Annotated in this window: 20 protein-coding genes; 11 read left to right on the top strand and 9 right to left on the bottom strand. The window is 36.5% G+C overall.

All coding sequences use genetic code 11. The annotated features are described in order from the left end of the window. Positions 1-45 precede the first annotated feature (45 nt). Complete coding sequence (locus ACMAYL_RS14065) at positions 46-2367, top strand: RCC1 domain-containing protein (protein WP_392993260.1); 2322 nt, start codon at positions 46-48, stop codon at positions 2365-2367. On the opposite strand, the gene ACMAYL_RS14060 is transcribed toward ACMAYL_RS14065, so the two are convergent. Genes ACMAYL_RS14060 through ACMAYL_RS14045 form a run of 4 tightly spaced genes read right to left on the bottom strand, consistent with a single transcriptional unit; the run spans position 2335 to position 4504 of the window. Further along, positions 2335-3420 carry a hypothetical protein gene (locus ACMAYL_RS14060; RefSeq protein WP_103217911.1) on the bottom strand — a complete coding sequence of 362 codons (1086 nt, stop codon included), beginning with the start codon at positions 3418-3420 and terminating at the stop codon, positions 2335-2337. The genes ACMAYL_RS14065 and ACMAYL_RS14060 overlap by 33 nt on opposite strands. Positions 3421-3470: 50 nt before the next feature. After that, positions 3471-3908 (bottom strand): DUF1499 domain-containing protein, encoded by a 438-nt coding sequence (locus tag ACMAYL_RS14055; RefSeq protein ID WP_392993254.1) that lies wholly within the window; start codon positions 3906-3908, stop codon positions 3471-3473. Next, complete coding sequence (locus ACMAYL_RS14050; protein ID WP_103217913.1) at positions 3908-4225, bottom strand: DUF2288 family protein; 318 nt, start codon at positions 4223-4225, stop codon at positions 3908-3910. The genes ACMAYL_RS14055 and ACMAYL_RS14050 overlap by 1 nt, the downstream gene beginning before the upstream one ends. Before the next feature lie 12 nt (positions 4226-4237). Further along, the gene (locus ACMAYL_RS14045) at positions 4238-4504 is read right to left on the bottom strand and encodes a hypothetical protein (protein WP_103217914.1); all 267 of its coding nucleotides are present in this window, start codon (positions 4502-4504) and stop codon (positions 4238-4240) included. 54 nt (positions 4505-4558) lie between these two features. Between ACMAYL_RS14045 and ACMAYL_RS14040 the strand changes: the two genes are divergently transcribed. The 5 genes from ACMAYL_RS14040 to ACMAYL_RS14020 all read left to right on the top strand — a co-directional run bounded on the left by ACMAYL_RS14040 (position 4559) and on the right by ACMAYL_RS14020 (position 7664). Further along, positions 4559-5107, top strand: coding sequence for an RNA polymerase sigma factor (locus ACMAYL_RS14040; RefSeq protein WP_103217915.1), 549 nt, complete (start codon positions 4559-4561; stop codon positions 5105-5107). Further along, positions 5097-5714, top strand: coding sequence for an NrsF family protein (locus ACMAYL_RS14035; protein WP_392993248.1), 618 nt, complete (start codon positions 5097-5099; stop codon positions 5712-5714). The genes ACMAYL_RS14040 and ACMAYL_RS14035 overlap by 11 nt, the downstream gene beginning before the upstream one ends. 85 nt (positions 5715-5799) lie before the next feature. Continuing rightward, on the top strand, positions 5800-6093 hold the full coding sequence (locus tag ACMAYL_RS14030) for a hypothetical protein (RefSeq protein ID WP_392993245.1): 294 nt from the start codon (positions 5800-5802) through the stop codon (positions 6091-6093). Between the two features lie 3 nt (positions 6094-6096). Beyond that, complete coding sequence (locus ACMAYL_RS14025; protein WP_103217918.1) at positions 6097-6915, top strand: DUF692 domain-containing protein; 819 nt, start codon at positions 6097-6099, stop codon at positions 6913-6915. Beyond that, a complete protein-coding gene (locus ACMAYL_RS14020) occupies positions 6912-7664 on the top strand; it encodes a DNA-binding domain-containing protein (protein ID WP_412463390.1) in 753 nt (250 codons plus the stop codon). Before ACMAYL_RS14025 ends, ACMAYL_RS14020 begins: the two co-directional genes overlap by 4 nt. Here ACMAYL_RS14020 and ACMAYL_RS14015 read toward each other — a convergent pair. Next, positions 7614-8303 (bottom strand): RluA family pseudouridine synthase, encoded by a 690-nt coding sequence (locus tag ACMAYL_RS14015; protein ID WP_392993238.1) that lies wholly within the window; start codon positions 8301-8303, stop codon positions 7614-7616. The genes ACMAYL_RS14020 and ACMAYL_RS14015 overlap by 51 nt on opposite strands. 167 nt (positions 8304-8470) lie before the next feature. Between ACMAYL_RS14015 and ACMAYL_RS14010 the strand changes: the two genes are divergently transcribed. Then, the gene (locus ACMAYL_RS14010) at positions 8471-9811 is read left to right on the top strand and encodes a hypothetical protein (RefSeq protein WP_412471273.1); all 1341 of its coding nucleotides are present in this window, start codon (positions 8471-8473) and stop codon (positions 9809-9811) included. A 35-nt stretch (positions 9812-9846) separates the two neighbouring features. Here ACMAYL_RS14010 and ACMAYL_RS14005 read toward each other — a convergent pair whose 3' ends face one another. Together ACMAYL_RS14005 and ACMAYL_RS14000 are read right to left on the bottom strand one after the other, a co-directional pair. Then, entirely contained in the window at positions 9847-10671 is an 825-nt protein-coding gene (locus ACMAYL_RS14005; protein WP_103217922.1) for a mechanosensitive ion channel family protein, read from the bottom strand. A gap of 8 nt (positions 10672-10679) precedes the next feature. After that, positions 10680-11378 carry a YdiY family protein gene (locus tag ACMAYL_RS14000; protein ID WP_412471272.1) on the bottom strand — a complete coding sequence of 233 codons (699 nt, stop codon included), beginning with the start codon at positions 11376-11378 and terminating at the stop codon, positions 10680-10682. A 310-nt stretch (positions 11379-11688) separates the two neighbouring features. Here ACMAYL_RS14000 and ACMAYL_RS13995 point away from each other — a divergent pair, with 310 nt between their 5' ends. Together ACMAYL_RS13995 and ACMAYL_RS13990 are read left to right on the top strand one after the other, a co-directional pair. Continuing rightward, on the top strand, positions 11689-12162 hold the full coding sequence (locus ACMAYL_RS13995) for a chemotaxis protein CheX (RefSeq protein ID WP_412463387.1): 474 nt from the start codon (positions 11689-11691) through the stop codon (positions 12160-12162). Positions 12163-12165: 3 nt separating this feature from the next. After that, positions 12166-13167, top strand: a complete 1002-nt coding sequence (locus tag ACMAYL_RS13990; RefSeq protein WP_103217925.1) for an HAD family hydrolase — start codon at positions 12166-12168, stop codon at positions 13165-13167. On the opposite strand, the gene ACMAYL_RS13985 is transcribed toward ACMAYL_RS13990, so the two are convergent. Both ACMAYL_RS13985 and ACMAYL_RS13980 read right to left on the bottom strand, forming a co-directional pair. Beyond that, entirely contained in the window at positions 13121-13774 is a 654-nt protein-coding gene (locus ACMAYL_RS13985; RefSeq protein WP_103217926.1) for an O-methyltransferase, read from the bottom strand. The genes ACMAYL_RS13990 and ACMAYL_RS13985 overlap by 47 nt on opposite strands. Then, entirely contained in the window at positions 13762-14250 is a 489-nt protein-coding gene (locus ACMAYL_RS13980; RefSeq protein ID WP_412471271.1) for a hypothetical protein, read from the bottom strand. Before ACMAYL_RS13980 ends, ACMAYL_RS13985 begins: the two co-directional genes overlap by 13 nt. 177 nt (positions 14251-14427) lie before the next feature. Here ACMAYL_RS13980 and ACMAYL_RS13975 point away from each other — a divergent pair, with 177 nt between their 5' ends. Further along, on the top strand, positions 14428-15942 hold the full coding sequence (locus tag ACMAYL_RS13975; protein WP_103217928.1) for a potassium/proton antiporter: 1515 nt from the start codon (positions 14428-14430) through the stop codon (positions 15940-15942). 31 nt (positions 15943-15973) lie between these two features. Then, positions 15974-17389, top strand: coding sequence for an MATE family efflux transporter (locus tag ACMAYL_RS13970; protein WP_412470311.1), 1416 nt, complete (start codon positions 15974-15976; stop codon positions 17387-17389). Positions 17390-17433: the final 44 nt, after the last annotated feature.

Below are 17433 nucleotides of genomic sequence, written 5' to 3'. Positions count from 1 at the left end.
GTTTTATAATTAGAGCAGGTTTAAACTTGAACTTGTGAGGGCATTTTGAAAAGAGAAAGTAAAAGGCCACATTCACATTTATATTCGGTAAAGCTATTTGCTTTTCTCGTTGGGGTTATGTTGGTTGCTTCATCTTGTGTTCCACAAGATGAAGTTGAGGATTTAGTAAATGTACCGGGAGCAGATCTACCAACGCTTCCAAATCTTGATGTAGCTTGTTACCAAGATGTGTATGCACCTAAAGAAGAAGATATTACGAGAAATATAGATATTCTGGTTATCCCAGATACTTCTGCTTCAATTATTTCTGAAAGAGCGCAAATTGCAGAAGGATTTAATGCCTTCTTAGATGTTCTTCCATCGGCCGCTGATGTAAATATCGCAGTTATGTTGGGGCATGGGTCTGGATCGACACACTTTGGTAAGCTTTATACAAAGTCGACGGAGCCGACAATTCTTTCAAATCGTTCATTAACAATTGAAGAGATTAAAACACACTTAAGAACAAAAATGGAGAACCCAGCTGGAGACTATCGAACTGATGGTGGGGAGGCCGGACTTGCATCTCTTAATCGTGCACTAGAAGACGATTACTATAGCTCTATTCAAGGACAAGGCTTCTTTAGAGAAGATGCAGCTCTTGTGGTTGTATTTGTCGCTGATGAGCAAGATATTTGTGCGATTTATCCGGAAGGTGTAACACCTGTTCCTGACCCTCAAGGTGGTGAGGATCGTTCACGTCTTACTGAATGTTTTGATGGTGAAACACAAATCGTAACTCCTAAGAGTGTTCTAGATAAATTAAAGGCCCGTTATACAGATCGTCCACTTGTTACAGGTGGTGTTATTTATAACAATCTAAGTACTATTCCATTTGGTGGAGAAAACGAAATTGGATATGGTTATAAAGAGTTTGTTGAATTCGGTGGTGGATTCACTGTCGACATGGCAACTGGTGAATACGGAGATGGGTTATCTAAACTAGGTACACTAGCAATGTCACGTATTGATCCAGTTAATTCATTTAACCTAGAAGTAACGAATATTGATACGAATACGATTCGAACTTTTGTTGATGGAAAAGAAGTACAGTATTCATACGATACTGAACTGAATATTGTTTCACTCAATGAGGAGCGAGGTCCATTTTCAATTGCAGCTGTTCAATACTGTGAAAAGCCTTCAGTTACAAAACAGGTTATTCAAATTGTAGCAGGTGGTTCACACTCTTGTGCTCTTATTGCAAATGGTGAAGTAAAGTGTTGGGGAGATAACTCTAAAGGTCAGTTAGGACAAGGTGATACTGTTAATCGTGGTGATGATGAGGGAATTGATTCGATTCCGGCCATTGATTTAAACGGAGAGCTTGCACTACAAGTCATTGCAGGAAATCTTCACACGTGTATTCTAACTGAATCTAATAAAGTTAAGTGTTTTGGTGACAATACTTATGGACAATTAGGGATGGCATCAACTGATACTTTAGGTGATGACGAACAATTATCAGAATACGGTTATACTGAAATTGGTGGAATTGTAAGAAAGCTTTATGGTGGTACTTATCATAACTGTGCTCTTCTAACGACAGGTGATGTTCGTTGTTGGGGGCAAAACTATTATGGTCAGCTTGGGACTGGTGATACTGAAATAATTGGAGATGATGAAACTCCAGCTCAGGGTAATCTTGTTGCTTTAGGGGCAAAGGCCATTCAAATGGATATTTCTTCGATGAGTTTCCATGCCTGTGCAATTTTATCTGGTGGTACTCTTAAGTGTTGGGGACGTGGGACTCACGGACAGCTTGGCCTAGGAAATACTGACAATGTGAATTCTCCAAGCTTGGCCACTCCAACGCCGAAAGGAGTAATTGCAGTTACAACTGGTGGTATCCATACTTGTGCACTTCTTTCTGATTCGACAGTATATTGTTTTGGGAATAATTCTCAAGGTCAGCTAGGGGATGGAACAAGTGAAGCAATGGGTGATAATGAAACTTTAGATAATCATACTGCTCTAGACTTAGGTTTTGAAGTTGCCTCAGTTGTTGCTTCAAACACTGCAACATGTGCTCTCTCTAAAGCTGGAGATGCAAAGTGTTGGGGTAACGGAACTTCTGGTAAGTTAGGTCAAGTTGGAACGGCCAAGATTACAGGTGATCTTGCAAACCTTCCAGCAATTGAACTTGGAAAGAGCGTTTCACAAGTTTCAGGTGGACTTAATCATCATTGTTTCTTAACAACTGATGAAGGTCTCGTGAAATGTATTGGTAATGGTAGTAAGGGACAACTTGGTAATGGAAATACAGATTCTATCGGTGATGATGAGTCACCTGTATTAGCAAACTTCCTTGCTCTTTTTAATATTTAAGAAATTAATTCCAAATAATAAAATCATAAGAACGATGGCACCGAGTATACTTTCATTATTCGGTGTCATATCTTCTCTCACTGCGCAGCCAGGATCAATTCCAGATTGAAGAGTTTCAAAACCGTTTGCTCCAAGGGTTACTATCGTTGGGTTAGGTGAGTAAGAACCACCAACTCCTGTAATGACTCCATCAACTTCATCAAGACGAATGATCCCGTCTCCGCCATTTCCACCGGCCCTTCCTAAAACTCCACCTGCGGCTCCACCTGTTCCACCAGAAGCATCGAGAGCAGCATTGAGTTCGATATTACCAACTGCTTGTAAGAAGATAACTCCACCGGCGCCGCCACCTGAGCCACCAGAGTCTCCGTTGGCAGAAGTTGTGCCCGGCTGTCCAGCTCCACCATTGGCCAGAATAGGAGCGTTGATATACATATCTCCACCTGCGGCGATATGAATGACTCCACCTCCGCTTCCTCCTGGAGTTGCACCAGTTTCAGTCGCACCACCTTGCTCGCAGCCACCTCCGCCATTTCCGCCACCGGCACCACCAAGCATTTGTGCTTCAAGATTTAAAGCTGAGTCATATGTTACAGATGTGGAACCAGGGGCACTTAGAGTGTCCGATCCATCAACTGGTCCTGAAGAAACACCTGAGCCACCATTTCCACCAAGGGTTGCATGGGAGCCACCGGCACCACCACTACCGCCAATATCTGAAAAGCTTGATCCACCACAGGCTGCATCCGTTGCACTCGATCCTTCTGATCCTGGAAATGCTACTGGACTTAATCCTGCACCATAGCCTCCAGCAAGACCTTCTGCTACTGAGATTGTGTGAGCAATTGTAACGTCACCTTGAACTTTAATGATTAGTGGATTATTTCCAGTGATTGTAAGAGCACCAGTTGTCGTTAAGTCAGTACAATTATAAGTCCCACTTGGGATTAATCCTGTCCAGTTGCACGAAAGATCACTACCATCGCCAGTGTCAACAGCGGCAAAAGTAGTTGATGATAATAGTAGGAATATGGGTAGGATAAATCTCTTCACTGAAGAAATTTTAACATATCTTAACTATGTCTTTAACTAGGTATAAATGGCTAGAAATTGCCTTGAAAGAAGTTAAAGCGAACCGCCTCAATATCCTTTCTTCCTTGATTATATGAGAAGAAACTTTGTTTCAAAACTTGAGAGCGTACTTCAATCTGTTTTGCAGCTTCGTTGAAGATGAACTCAAGTTGAACTTCTTCATTTGTGGCCTTTAAATAGACCTCATTTCTTTCGATTTGATAGCCACCAATCTTTCTGATGACACTTGCAATCTTTTCAATATTCTCTTCAGGAGTTGCCCCTAGCATTTTAAAAGGCATGATATAACTTGAAGATGCTTTCTTCTCTTTAGAAGAAAGACAGTTGTCGATGGATGGACAAGTAAAATTATCTAGACTCGAAGACTCTTGAATTAGAAATTCCTTTGAGCATGATGCTGTTGTTAAAAGAACAGCAATAATCACTGATAGTCTAGCGAGTCTTTTCATTAAATTAGTCCTTCTCTTTTAATTTTCACTAAAACATACGGCTGAACGATTAGGTATTGGAATTCAGTGTTCTCTTCTTCCCACATTGTGATTTGTTCATCTGTTGGACGAAACATCTGTTCATCAGCAAGCCATTTCTTAATATATTCAACTTCGTCACGCGCCATTGTAAATCCTACGGCCGCAAGCTCAAGTTCATCAGTTATCATGAATAATGCTTCTCTTTCATGGTGAGGCTTTAGTAAGTCCCACTTTGCATCATCAATATCATTAGCTAATCTGTCTAATAGGTTCTCATTGTTATTTTCATCGTTCATATTAATTTCCTATTAAATTGCTTTCATCATTTTCTTATCATTATTAATTTGAGCAATTAACTTTTCATCAGTGTCGATGTAGTTAGAAGTGTGAACTTTTTTTGCTGCTTCAATTAATTCTTTAGAAGGATCTTCTTTGTCGATTTCGTTCTTAAGAAGAGAGTAATATTCTCTTTCTAGTTTATTCTTTTTTTCTTCTTTCTTACGGTAGTATGGAGTTAGGATAAAGAGGAAAGCAAGAACGGCAATCATCGACCAAACAATATGATAAATTTTCAAAAATACACCTCATGATTTAGTTTCGTTATAAATATACTATGTTAAAATTGCTCTGTGAATGATTTAAAGAAACTTGTTATTCTTGCCCAAAGCGGTGATGCACAGGCTTATCACGTCTTTTTGGAAACCGTATCGCAAACAATAAAACGCATTGTTTCTTTTAAGGTTTTTAACGAGTCACATCGCGACGATATATGTCAGGAAATCTTAATAAGTATTCATCATTCACTACCGACATACTCGCCAGATCGACCGATAATGCCTTGGATTAATTGTATTATTGAACGTCGAATAATCGATTACATTCGTAAATACACGAAATTAGAAGAAAGAGAAGAAATATTTGATGAGGCCGTCACAAAAGAGGCTAATGCATCGAATAATACAATAGAAAGAGTTGCGCTCGAGCAGCAGCTAGAGCTGTTGATTGAAAAGTATCTAACTGACGAATTGAGTAAACCGCTTCTCATGGCAAAACTTGAAGGGTTAAAAACGAAGGAAATCTCACAAGAGCTCGGAATTAGCGAGGCTGCGACACGAACGAGAATTTCTCGTGCTATGGCAAAGCTAAAAAAAGCGGTTAGGATTAATAATGGAAAATGAAAAGTTAATAAATTCATTAGTAAGTGACTTGAGGCCAGTAAAGAGATTGGCATCGCCAAGTCTTAGGACATTCTTTTGGCTTATTCCACAAGTCGCGATTAGTTTAATTGCAATTTCGATTAGTTCACCAATTGACTTTAAGTATATGCAAAATGCACAATTTATAATCCAAGTAATTGTTGCCCTAATTGCACTTGCCATTGGTTCTTACTTTGGTTTTGCTAATACTGTACCTGGTCTATTAAGTGAGAAGAAAGCAAAGCTTATTTTCGTACCATTTATTATTTTATTCGCTCTTATTATCTTTAATCTTTTATTTCCTATTGGCCTTGATTCGGCCCATGAGCATCGAGCAAATTGTTATCAAGAATTGAGTGTTCTTATGATTATTGGATTTGCTCACAATTACTATATGCTTAAGAAAGGCTTTATCGCTTTTAATAATGCAACTGTAGCGACAAGCTTATTAACAAGTGGGATGATCCCATTAGTAATTCTTTACTTTGGTTGTTCATTTTCGACAAAGCATCTAGTTATTTCTCATTATCTACCAATCTTGGTTATTACAACTTTAGGTATGATAATTTTTAAATTTACAAAAAAATAAAGTAGAATGTAACAATTTTAATTTTATATTCGAATAATTGAGTAAGAAGGAATTTAGCTTCTTAAAAAAAATAAAGGAGAATATTATGAATTCTAAAAAGTCACTATTAATGGGTGCCGCTGTTGCTGGTCTAATGATTTCATGTACGGGAACAGAAACTAAGATGCCAGAAACGGCTGCTAATGAAGTTATGTGTTACGGAGTAAACTCTTGTAAAGGTCAAGGGGCTTGCCACGGTAAAGTTGATGCTTGTAATGGAAAAAACGGATGTCAAGCAGAGCTTAAGTGTGGTGGACAAAACTCTTGTAAAGGTAAAGGCCTAATTAAACTTACAAAAGATGAGTGTGAAGCTAAAGGCGGAAAAGTAGCTGCAAGGTAAGAAATGCAAAAGTACGGTGTTGGATTAAGACATACACATTTTCCATATTTGGAAAGTGAACACTCGAAGTCACAAGAAGGTGTCGAGTGGTTTGAAGCTCTTCTCGAAAATTATATGGGAACTTACGGGCGACCATATAAAATGCTTGAGAAGATTAGGGCCGATTATCCAATAGCGTTTCACGGAGTCTCTTTATCAATTGCCTCTAGTGAAGAATTAAATTTCGATTATATGAAAAAGGCAAAAGAGCTATATGATAACTTCGATCCTTTCGTGACGAGTGATCATATGTGTTGGACAGGGCATGCCCATTCAAATTTACACAATCTTTTGCCTTTTGCGTATACTAAGGAAAATCTTGAATTCATTGCTGATAAGGTAATGAGAGTTCAAGACTTTTACGCAAGAGAGATGGCCTTTGAAAATCTATCGGCCTATTTTACTTTAAATAAATCGACAATGAGTGAAGCCCAGTTCTTAAATGAATTGGCCAATAAAAGTGGCTGTAAAATTCTTTTAGACTTTAATAATGTCTACGTAAATGCAGTAAACCAAAAGTTTGATGCAGCTGAATTTTTTGAAACAATTGAGACCAAGAATGTTTCTCAAATACATCTTGCTGGTTACTCTGACTTAGGTACACATCTTTTTGATACTCATTCTCATCCCGTTCACGCCGAGGTGTGGCAATTGTTTAAAAAGTATTGCCATAAATTTGATGTTCCAATTCTTCTAGAATGGGATGAAGACATTCCTGAATTCCCAGTTTTAGAAAGAGAAGTCTTAAAAGCAAAAGAGATTTTTGAAGGAGCCTTATTATGAATCATCATGATTTTCAAAATAAGTTCCTGAAGGGTGTTCTTTCGAAAGATATATCTCACGATATTATGAATGAAATGATTCCTATTGGTGAATTATCAAATGAACAAGTGATGGAAGTTTACCAAAATGACTATCGTGCACGCTTACAAGAAGTTATTGGTGATAATTTTGAAACATGTTGGTTTGTTATAGGCGATGATGACTTCCTTGATATTTCACTGGCCTATGTTGAGTCTAGGCCATCTGAATTTACAAATCTACTTCATTATGGAGATGACTTTCCCGAGTTTATTTCTTCACGTGTAAAAGAAGTTTCTTTTATTAGAGAACTCGCAGAGTTTGAAAAAAGATTTTGGAATTTATTTCATCAAAGAGACAATTCAAAATCGTTTATTCCTCAAGAATTTGGAGAAGGAATTTTTGAAATTCCTTTAAATTTAAAAGATACTTTCTCTCTTTTTTCTAGTGAAGTTCAGTTATCTGAGCTTTGGCAAATGAGAAAAGGTGATAGTGACAAGAGTTATCATGATATTCAAAATAATGAATTAACAATTCTCTATAAGAGAGATGAGAAAATGCAGATTCAAGTGATCTCAGAGGGGATCTTTGAACTCATTACAAACTTAAAGAATCATCAAACAATCCTTGAAGCTGTCGAAGAAATTGAGGAGGATAAATTAAGTGATCCAACTTTGTGGTCAGTTTTCTTCAATCTTCTTGGTTATATTGCCGAGATCAAAGGCAAATAAATCGTTGGCTATTTTAAGACAGTCTTCTGTTACTGGGGACTCGATGACGATATCTTCTTGAGTGATTGGATGCTTAAAACATAATTTATAAGAATGAAGAAAGATTCGGTAGAACTTATAATCTTTCCTAAATTGATTGTTAATCGACGAATGGCCATATTTCGCATCACCAACTAAATTGTGCATACGACGAGAAAAGTGTTTTCTGATTTGATGTTGGCGACCTGTGAAGATTTCAATGTCAACAAGACTGTACTCTTCATTTGTAGCGAGTCTTTTAAATGCTGTCTTCGCATCTTGAATACCCTTGTCTGTTTTAATTGGAAAGTCGTACACGCCTTCTTCTTCCGCTACGCCCTTAACCATTGCAACATAGTGCTTTGATACATTGTCACTATTCCATTGTTCCTTCATGAGCTTTGTTGCTTCCTTTGACTTTGCGAAAAGAACAACTCCTGAAACTGGTTTATCAAGCCTGTGAATAGGAAAGAGATAAATATCTGTTTGTTTCTTTAGCGATCTTAGAAGACTTCTTCGATCAGAGCTTCTGGCCTTAAAAGGGTGGACTAAAAGATCACTTGGCTTTGTGGCCGCTATATAGTGATCATCTTCAAATAGGACTTGGATTTTATTCTTCACGAGTAAATATATATCAGATTTGATCGAGGTAAGTATATGAAATTTTAGGAAGTCTTACTCTTTTACTAAGGTACTGCTTATAAGTTACCGATATGTGAGATGTGAGAATATTAAGAGAGAAACTATTTTTTATTTTATTTATATGTGTGGGCCTTTCGCTGCCTTCCATGGCATCTGAATCGGGTGTTCTCTATCGCAATGGAGCGACAACGATTTCGTATGACCACAGTAAAGATCAATTTATCTTTAGAGATGAAAAATCAGTTTCAGAATATTCAAGATTTCGCTACAACGATTTAATTCTCGAAAAATTTCATCGTATTCCTATCGAGGATCACGGGGAAGTCGAAAGAAGATTAAAAATGGTAAAGAAAACGTACCATCTTTCAGCTCCCGCTCCTGAAGAAATCTTACAGGAGAGTCTGGCCGTTGCTTCAAAAATTAATGAGGCAGATGATTATGGCTGTGGGGATTCGAGAATTAATATCGGAGATGACCAAGTTGCTTATACGGCAGAGATTGAAATAGAAAAGCTTGATGTTAAGAAAGAAGGCTTCTTTGGCCTTGGAGAACTTGAGGGTGCCGAGTTTGAATTAAATACTTCAAATGATAATCCATTACATGGTGGATTAATGGCCCTTGGGATAACTAACTTCAATGAGCGTGATGGTATTGAAGGAGATGATCGAGGTCTGACTTTTGGTGCAAAAATTTCAGCTAAGTTAAAATTTGAAAATGGTGAGGTCCTATTTAGCTATAACTCGAGGGCCTATACTAAACTTGTTGAAAAATCTTGTGGAGTCGTTGAAATCCATGGACGTTTATACGAGAGGTTCTGCTATCAAAATGACGACGGTACATGGAATCAAGAAGGATTAAATAGAGACGATATTGACCTTAGTGTTTATCGATTAATAGGTGATGATAAAAAGAGCTTTGTCCAACTTGGAGCAGGTTTAACAATTCTTGACGACAATGGGCTTGCGATGAATACGCAAAGAGCGTGGCATAAAATGTCTAAGTCCGCGGGAACGGTTCAGTATAAGAACTACGGTCATATGGATCAAGTGGTATCGCCAAAAGCACATTTTAAGGTTGGAAAGATCTATGATTATAAAAATGAAGAGGGGACGATTTCAACAACCTCTCAAATCTATACTGGTGGACAACTTTCTCATATTAGTGGAAACGAAAATTATGTCGGCTTAGGTGGCGAGTTTAAAGTTAACTTCAAGCCACAAGATAGTAACGGTAAATTTCCAGCGGTAGAAACTCGTTTCTACTATGACGGCCAATATACACAAGAAGGTGAATTAAATCATTACTATGGTGTTGAAGCTAAAACAAATGTCTATACAACGAAAAAGTCTGTTATCTATATTAAAGCGGGTATGGGAATTGAAGATGATCAGTATACTCGCCAATACGAGAATTATGGAAAGTCTTTTCTTAATCGTAATTTAGATATTCAGCACTACTTAGGAATTGGTATAGAAAAAAGGTTCTAAGCAAAGCAAAGAACCTTTTGTATTTATTATGGTGATTATTTTTCTTGATAGATATGAACATCTCTTTGAGGAAATGGAATCGTAATCCCTTCTTTATCAAACTCTAGTTTTACATTCTCATGCATATCAAACATAACTTGCCAGTAGTCCGCAGACTTTACCCATGGCCTAACTGCAAAGTTAACTGAACTATCTGCAAGAGCAGCAACTGCAACGACAGCTTCAGGTTCATCAAGTACCATTGGATGCTCTTTTGTAAGTCTCATTAGAACTTCCTTGGCCTTCTTGATATCGTCTCCGTACCCAATTCCAAAAGTCATATCAACGCGTCTAATTCCTTCAGCTGAGTAGTTTACAATACTTCCAGATGAAAGTGATCCGTTTGGTAGAATGACAGTTTTATTATCTGCAGTATTTAAGATTGTGCAAAATAGTCCAATCTCTTTTACCTTACCAATAAACCCTTGAGCTTCGATTACATTTCCAACTCTAAATGGCTTAAAGAATAGAATAAGTACACCACCAGCAAGGTTACCAAGAGCTCCTTGTAGAGACATACCAAAAGCAAGACCTGCAGCACCAAGCATTGTAATGAAACTCGTTGTCTTAACTCCCACCATTCCAATGATAGTGATGAATAGTCCAATTTTTAGAGCAATACTTACGATTGAAGTGATAAAACCTCTTAGAGATAATTCAACTTCTTTCTTTTGTAGTGCTTTATCAACTAATCTATCGATGAAATTGATAACTTTAAGTCCGATAATTAGGACGACAATTACTTTGATAAATTGAATTCCATACTCAGCAGCATGATTCATTAATTTTTCAATATTGGCTTCATTTAATAATTCTTTCATTTATTCTCCTAAAAATTCGCCAAAAGACTAATTGTTGTTTTGTAATCGTGTTGATCTCTTCCTTCAACTGGCTCGTTTTCGTATTCCCAAATAACACCAGCTTTTAAAGAAAAAGTACTATTAATTAACATACGAATAGATGGCTCCATATTAATAATGTAATTTTCACTGTTCTTTAGGCTCGGAATATATTCTAGCCAGTAACGAGCATTCACACCTTTTCGAAGTTCCTTACTGATTTCATAATAAGCACGCAGTTTTTGTTCGTGGCTATCTGGCTCATTTTGAACAAAATTTTCTCTTGTATAACGATAACCAAGTTCAGCAAACATTTTATAATCATCTTGATCGTAGAACTTATACTTAAAACCTATTTCCATGTTATTTCTGGCCCAAAAACCTTTAAAGCGATCCGACTCAAATAAGTCGCCAAGATAGATATCTACTTTTTTTGAAAGTACGTGATCAAGTCTTAGTAGGGCACTCCATTTTTCATCATCAACAACTTCGTCGGACTCACCATAAGAGTATGTCCCATTAAAAGTCAGGGTATTGGTATCCCATTTATAAGAGTTACGTGATGCAAAGTCATATGTCTTTTTGTTAGTATTTCCACCAGAAGCAATAAATGTTACTTCATCTTCTGATTTAAATTGTGCATAAGTAAATTGGCCTACGATAAGGGCCAAAAATAGTAATTTCTTCATAACAAAATCCTTTTTAAAAAAACTATTCTATGTTCATTGTTAATAATAATTATCCTAAATTCTGTCTATTTATCTTAACTACGATTAACTTTTTTGTACAATTCAACCTTTAGCAAAATAATGCCAATAATCATTGGTTTGAGATAATGCTTATTTGAAACTAGTAATTATTTGGCCAACAATTACAGAAGCTTAAAGACTGATAAAAAAACTAGATTAATAATAGTGGGATTATCGGCAAAATGGAGTAAATGTTTGTAGGAAGTGTTTTTCTCAATTAAAATTAATTAATTGCGAAATTGGAGCTGTAATGGAGTTAATCGAACCTTTTTTAAACGCTTTACTTGAAGTGTTTAAAAAGCAACTAAATATCCCTCTTCTGGCAGGAGAGGTCCATCCAAATTATGAATTCAAGGATGTTGTTGATATTGTAGGACTTATTGGAATTAGTAGTGAAAAGATTAACGGAGAGTTAGCACTATGTTTTAATAAGGATAGTTTTTTAACTATTTATAACACAATGTTTTCTGAAAACCAGACAGAGCTAAATAAGGATATTTCAGATTCAGCTGCTGAATTTGTTAATATGGTTTTAGGTCAGGCCAAAGCTGACATTAATAAAATAACAGGACTTACTGTTGAAAGAACAACACCGGAAGTAATCATAGGGGAGAGTATTAAGAATGATCGAATAACAGGACCAAGAACTGTTACGATTCCATTTGAGCTTCCTGTTGGTATGAATAAACAAGTATTTTATATGAGCCTAACAATCGAAGAGTAATTAATGCAAAAAAAAATATTTCTAATTTCCTTTCTATCTATTTTTCTATTTATTTCATGTAACAAAAATGTAGCGCCTAAAGCTGATTTAAAATATTGGAATGATACTGCGGTAACAAATAAGATTAAAACTTATTTGAAAGATATTTCTGATGAAAAATCTAAAAACTTTATTCCTGTTAGTGAAAGAATTGCTGTTTTTGATAATGATGGAACACTTTGGGGCGAGTACCCGATGTATGTTCAATTTATTGCGTTGTTAGACTTCTATAAAGACATCATTGTTGGAAAGTATGATCGACCAAATGCCTTAGTTGATGAAGTCCTTAAGCAGTTTCCTAATGTTGAAGATAAGGGCAAGCTTTATCAGGCCCTACTTGATATGCAAGCTGGTGTTACTAATGACGAGTATATGGAATACATGGCAAAGTGGTTAGAGACTAAGAAGCACCCAAAGTTAAATAAGAAATACACAGAGCTGATCTACGCTCCAAGTGTTGAGCTAATGAGAACGCTTGAAGATTTTGGTTTTAAAGTTTTTATCGTAACAGGTGGGGGAACACACTTTGTTAGGGTTCTAAATAATATTGTATACGACCTTCCTTCATATCAAATTGTTGGAACAAAGTTTGGTAAGAAGTTTTCTGAAAATGGAAAAGTCGAATTTCAAAATGAGGCAAAGCTTGCTTTTTTAAATGACAAAGAAAATAAGCCTGTCGGTATTCTAGAACATATTGGAAAAGTTCCTGTATTTGTTTTAGGGAATTCAGATGGGGACTTTGCAATGGGGAAGTATGCTACTTTAAATTCAAAATATAAGTCATTTGTTGGTATTATTCATCACGATGATAGTGCACGTGAGTTTGCCTATGATAGAAAATCACACGTTGGTAAACTTGATAAGGTTCTAACTGAAGGTGATAAATACTTTGTAAATCTAATTAGTATGAAAAAAGATTTTAAGCAGATTTATTTTTCTGAATCAGATAAAGGCCATCGCGAATAGGGAGCATGGTCTTATAAAGATCATCTCTCGATTCAATATAGTTATTAAATTCAATGAGCGCATTGGTTGTCTTATCCTCAGGGTCAACAATATCAGAAGCGACCTTGCCATTCCAAAGAACGTTGTCCACAACAATCATACCATTTTCACTGAGTAGTTCTAAAGAGAGTTCTAAGTAGTTCTTATAACTTCCTTTGTCGGCATCAATGAAAATTAAATCAAAGCTTTGTCCTGCTAACTCTTTTAGAACTAAGTTAGCATCACCGAAGCGAGCTTCGATTTTCTTACCTACTTCGCTACGATCCCAGTAAGACTTTGCAAAAGTATTGATTTTTTTATTCTTATCAATGGTAATCACTTTTCCATCAACAGGAATATTCTCTGCCATGGCCAAGGCCGAATAGCCTGTGAAAGTACCGATCTCTAAAATATTCTTGTAATTATTTGAGCGAATAAAGAAGCCCAGAAGGGAAGCGACCAGTTCTCCCGAAATCATGCGTCCAAGTGGATGATTATCTTTTGTATAATCACCCAGCTCAACGCAAAGATCACTTGGGATATTTGATTTATTTAAACAATATTTTTCAATCTCTTTTAAATTTTCCACTGAAACTCGATAAGTTTATTTCCGCTTATTTCATCACAAACGCTAGTTAATTCTTTCGATAAGAATAGCATAGAAATATATGCATTGTATTTAATGATATATTTAAATCCAGGCGAAATATAACGATCGAGTTGTTCTTTTAGCACCATGCACTCTGGTGTATTTGTCATATATGATGTTTCAAAATCTAATCTCTTAAATCCTTTTTGTCTTGAAAAGTCTGCACTATAAAAGCATTGACCATCATTTGACTCAACATCAAGAATAATTCTTCTCGTCGAATCGGAAATACCTAGTTTCGTAAATGAAATATCAAGTCCCGCTATCTCATTTGGCGCAGGGACTTTATCGCGAAAGCTCTTGCACGCAAAAGTTGTAAATTCAGTGACAAATTTCATATCCGTGGCACTTGGAATGATATCGTCTGAGGCGTAAGTGTTTGAAATGAATAGAATTGTAAGCAGGAGTGTCTTCATTTATGAGGTCCTTTATTATTTTTGTTTGATAGGTGAAACATTAATTTTCTTCTTCATACTCCTGTCTTGGCAAAGAGTAAAGTTAGTATGAAAATTTGACGGGCCAATCTTAAAAAAAGTAAATAACCCGATGTTTTTACTAAAGTTTTAAGAAATCTCTCCGATAAGCCCAGTCCTATGGAGCAGTTTTTAAATAATTTTCTATTGGCATCTTCAATCTTACTTCTTTTAAGTATTGTGCTTAGTAAGTCTTCAAGCCGTTTTGGTTTGCCTGTTCTAGTACTATTTCTCTTCATAGGAATGATGGCCGGTTCTGACGGAATTGGTGGAATCAATTTTAGCAATTATGAGTTAACTCACTCTCTAAGTTTAGTGGCCTTATGCTTGATTATTTTTAATGGAGGTTTTGAAACTCCATTTAGTAAAGTTAAGAGGGACTTTGGGAGAGGTGTTGTTCTTTCTTCAATTGGTGTCATGCTCACAACATTTCTTGTGGGTGGTTTCACACATCTTGTAACGGACTTAGGTTTACTTGAATCACTACTCATTGGTGCCATTTTATCGGCAACAGATGCGGCAGCGGTCTTTGCTGCTTTTAAAGATCCAACTGCACAAGTTGGTGATGTTAAAAATATTCTTCGTTTTGAATCGGGAAGTAACGACCCTATGGCCTACTTTCTTGTTTCAGTCATCATTGGATTTATTGAACAAGGAATGGGGGACGTTAAAACAACAGCAATCATGTTTATTTCAAATCCAATTATTGGTCTAATTGGTGGTTGGGTAACTGCTCGCTCATTCATCTTAATCAATAATGTGGTTAAACTAGATTTTAACGGACTGTATCCACCTCTAACAATGGCCATGTTATTTCTTGGCTACTCTTTGACAACGAAGTTAGGTGGAAATGGATTCTTAGCTGTTTATGTATTTGGAATGATGATTGGTAATAGAAAGATTCTACACAAGAACCTACTATCACTATTCTTTGATGGAGTTACTTGGCTTTCTCAGATTGGACTCTTTATTATGCTAGGGCTACTTGTATTTCCAAGTCGTCTGCTTTCAATCGCTCCAGCTGGACTTTTCATTGCTTGCTTCCTGACATTTGCAGCAAGGCCAATAACTGTTTTCCTATGTTTAGTTAAGAGTCGTTTTAACTTAAATGAAAAGCTCTTTGTCTCTTGGGCAGGGCTCAAAGGTGCAACACCAATTGTTTTTGCAAGTTTTGCAGCTACGCATATCGGAGAAAAAGCACACGTCTTATTTGATATTGTATTCTTCGTTGTAATTGTTTCAGCTCTAATGCAAGGTTCATCTTTAAAGTTTGTAGCAAAGAAATTAGGTCTTATTGTTGAGCAAGAAGATGAAACAAACTTTCCTGTGGATCTGGAACTACTGGAACAAACAAAGCATGGTATTGTTCAACTAGAAATTAGACAAACAGATTATGCGGTTGAGCACAGGGTTGTCGATCTACGACTTCCGACAGGGGCAATCGTTCTCTTTATTAAAAGACATGGTGCATTTATTATTCCAGATGGTGCAACAGTTTTTGAAAAAGGGGATAAAATTCTTTTAGTGACTAAACTAAAAGAGGATCTAGAAGCGGCTCAAGAGTGTTTCGTAAAAAAAAAGATTGAAGATTTAGATGAAGAGGATGATGATACACAAGAGTTACATGCGGCCTAAAATTAGTTAGGTCACTAACTAAAGGATATTTGTGGAAGCTCGTGATCTTACACAAGGATCTGTCATCAAGTCTTTGTTTAAATTATCGATACCAATTGTAATGGCCAATTTTCTACAAACGGCCTATCAACTTACGGATACATTTTGGGTTGGGCGTTTAGGAACAAACGCTATCGCAGCACTCTCTCTTTCTTTTCCTGTTATCTTTCTTTTAATTTCAATGGGCGCAGGCTTTGCCGTTTCTGGAACAATTCTTGTTTCTCAGTATACTGGTCAAAAAAATACTAAGATGGTTTCAAAAGTATGTCTTCATACTTTATTTATTATTCTTATTACTTCGGCTTTATTAGCAGGTGTTGCCTACGCAGTTATTCCTTATGTCATTCGCGCGATGACACCGACCGTGGATATTCAAGATTTAACAATATCGTATTTAAGAATCTCATTTATTGGTTTGATTTTTAGTTATCTCTACATGATGTTTCAATCTCTATATCGAGGAGTTGGAGATGTTAAGACACCATTTTATATTGTTCTATTTTCTGTCATATTAAACTTCATCATTGATCCAATCCTAATCATGGGATATGGGCCTATTAAAGCTTATGGTGTAGATGGAGCAGCGTATGCGACTATTTGTACCCAAGGTTTATCAGCAGTTATTGGACTTTATTTACTAGCAAAAGGTAAGGGGGGAATAAAAATTGATTTCACAAAAATCTCTTTTGATCTTTCTTTGGCCAAAAGAATTATATACCTTGGCTTTCCTGCTTCGACAGAACAGTCCTCAAGGGCCATGGCCATGATGGTTATGACTTTTCTAATTGCAACTTTCGGTGATATTGCTCTTGCTGCTTATGGAATCGGAATTCGAGTTTTAACTTTAATGATTATTCCTAGTCTTGGTTTTGCGATGGCGACCTCAACTCTCGTAGGTCAAAATATAGGTGCGGGAAAAATTGAAAGAACGAAAGTTGTTACGAGTCAAGCGCTATGGGTAATATTCATTGCTCTATCAATTGCTGGAATAGGCTTTTTCATATTTGCTGAACAAACACTTCAGATTTTTGTACCGAATGAAATTGAAGTTATAAATGAAGGGGCGAAGTTTATTCGTATCATCGCTCTCACATTCGGTCTAATAGGTGTTCAGCAGGTTGCTTCTGGTGCCATGAGAGGGGGAGGAAGTCCGATGATCTCGATGATGGTGGCCATCGTTTCTTTATGGGTCATTCGTTTTCCAATTGCTTATGTTCTTTCAAAGCATACAAGTCTTGGCCAAACAGGAATCTACTTGTCATTTGTTGTAGGTAATATTCTTGGTGCTTCCATTGCGATTTTTATTATTAAGCAGAATCGATGGATTAAGAATCTAACGGATCCAATTACTGAAGAAGAGCGAAAGGTAATAGAAGAGACCATTGTTGAAGATGGTGTAATTTCTTGAATTCACTGGAATATAAAGAATAATTGTTAAGTAAGTAACCTAGT

Source organism: Halobacteriovorax sp. RT-2-4, assembly GCF_047085445.1.
Taxonomy (GTDB): domain Bacteria; phylum Bdellovibrionota; class Bacteriovoracia; order Bacteriovoracales; family Bacteriovoracaceae; genus Halobacteriovorax_A.
The sequence above is the reverse complement of the archived record's forward strand: the minus strand, read 5'-3'. Positions and strand labels throughout refer to the sequence as shown.

What these genes read in the sequence shown, in the direction of transcription:
- ACMAYL_RS13980 (WP_412471271.1), bottom strand. Translation starts at nt 14,250, where the DNA reads ATGAAGACACTCCTGCTTACAATTCTATTCATTTCAAACACTTACGCC.
- ACMAYL_RS14025 (WP_103217918.1), top strand. Translation starts at nt 6,097, where the DNA reads ATGCAAAAGTACGGTGTTGGATTAAGACATACACATTTTCCATATTTG.
- ACMAYL_RS14020 (WP_412463390.1), top strand. Translation starts at nt 6,912, where the DNA reads ATGAATCATCATGATTTTCAAAATAAGTTCCTGAAGGGTGTTCTTTCG.
- ACMAYL_RS13975 (WP_103217928.1), top strand. Translation starts at nt 14,428, where the DNA reads ATGGAGCAGTTTTTAAATAATTTTCTATTGGCATCTTCAATCTTACTT.
- ACMAYL_RS14010 (WP_412471273.1), top strand. Translation starts at nt 8,471, where the DNA reads ATGGCATCTGAATCGGGTGTTCTCTATCGCAATGGAGCGACAACGATT.
- ACMAYL_RS14035 (WP_392993248.1), top strand. Translation starts at nt 5,097, where the DNA reads ATGGAAAATGAAAAGTTAATAAATTCATTAGTAAGTGACTTGAGGCCA.
- ACMAYL_RS13995 (WP_412463387.1), top strand. Translation starts at nt 11,689, where the DNA reads ATGGAGTTAATCGAACCTTTTTTAAACGCTTTACTTGAAGTGTTTAAA.
- ACMAYL_RS13990 (WP_103217925.1), top strand. Translation starts at nt 12,166, where the DNA reads ATGCAAAAAAAAATATTTCTAATTTCCTTTCTATCTATTTTTCTATTT.
- ACMAYL_RS14055 (WP_392993254.1), bottom strand. Translation starts at nt 3,908, where the DNA reads ATGAAAAGACTCGCTAGACTATCAGTGATTATTGCTGTTCTTTTAACA.
- ACMAYL_RS14050 (WP_103217913.1), bottom strand. Translation starts at nt 4,225, where the DNA reads ATGAACGATGAAAATAACAATGAGAACCTATTAGACAGATTAGCTAAT.
- ACMAYL_RS14000 (WP_412471272.1), bottom strand. Translation starts at nt 11,378, where the DNA reads ATGAAGAAATTACTATTTTTGGCCCTTATCGTAGGCCAATTTACTTAT.
- ACMAYL_RS14005 (WP_103217922.1), bottom strand. Translation starts at nt 10,671, where the DNA reads ATGAAAGAATTATTAAATGAAGCCAATATTGAAAAATTAATGAATCAT.
- ACMAYL_RS14030 (WP_392993245.1), top strand. Translation starts at nt 5,800, where the DNA reads ATGAATTCTAAAAAGTCACTATTAATGGGTGCCGCTGTTGCTGGTCTA.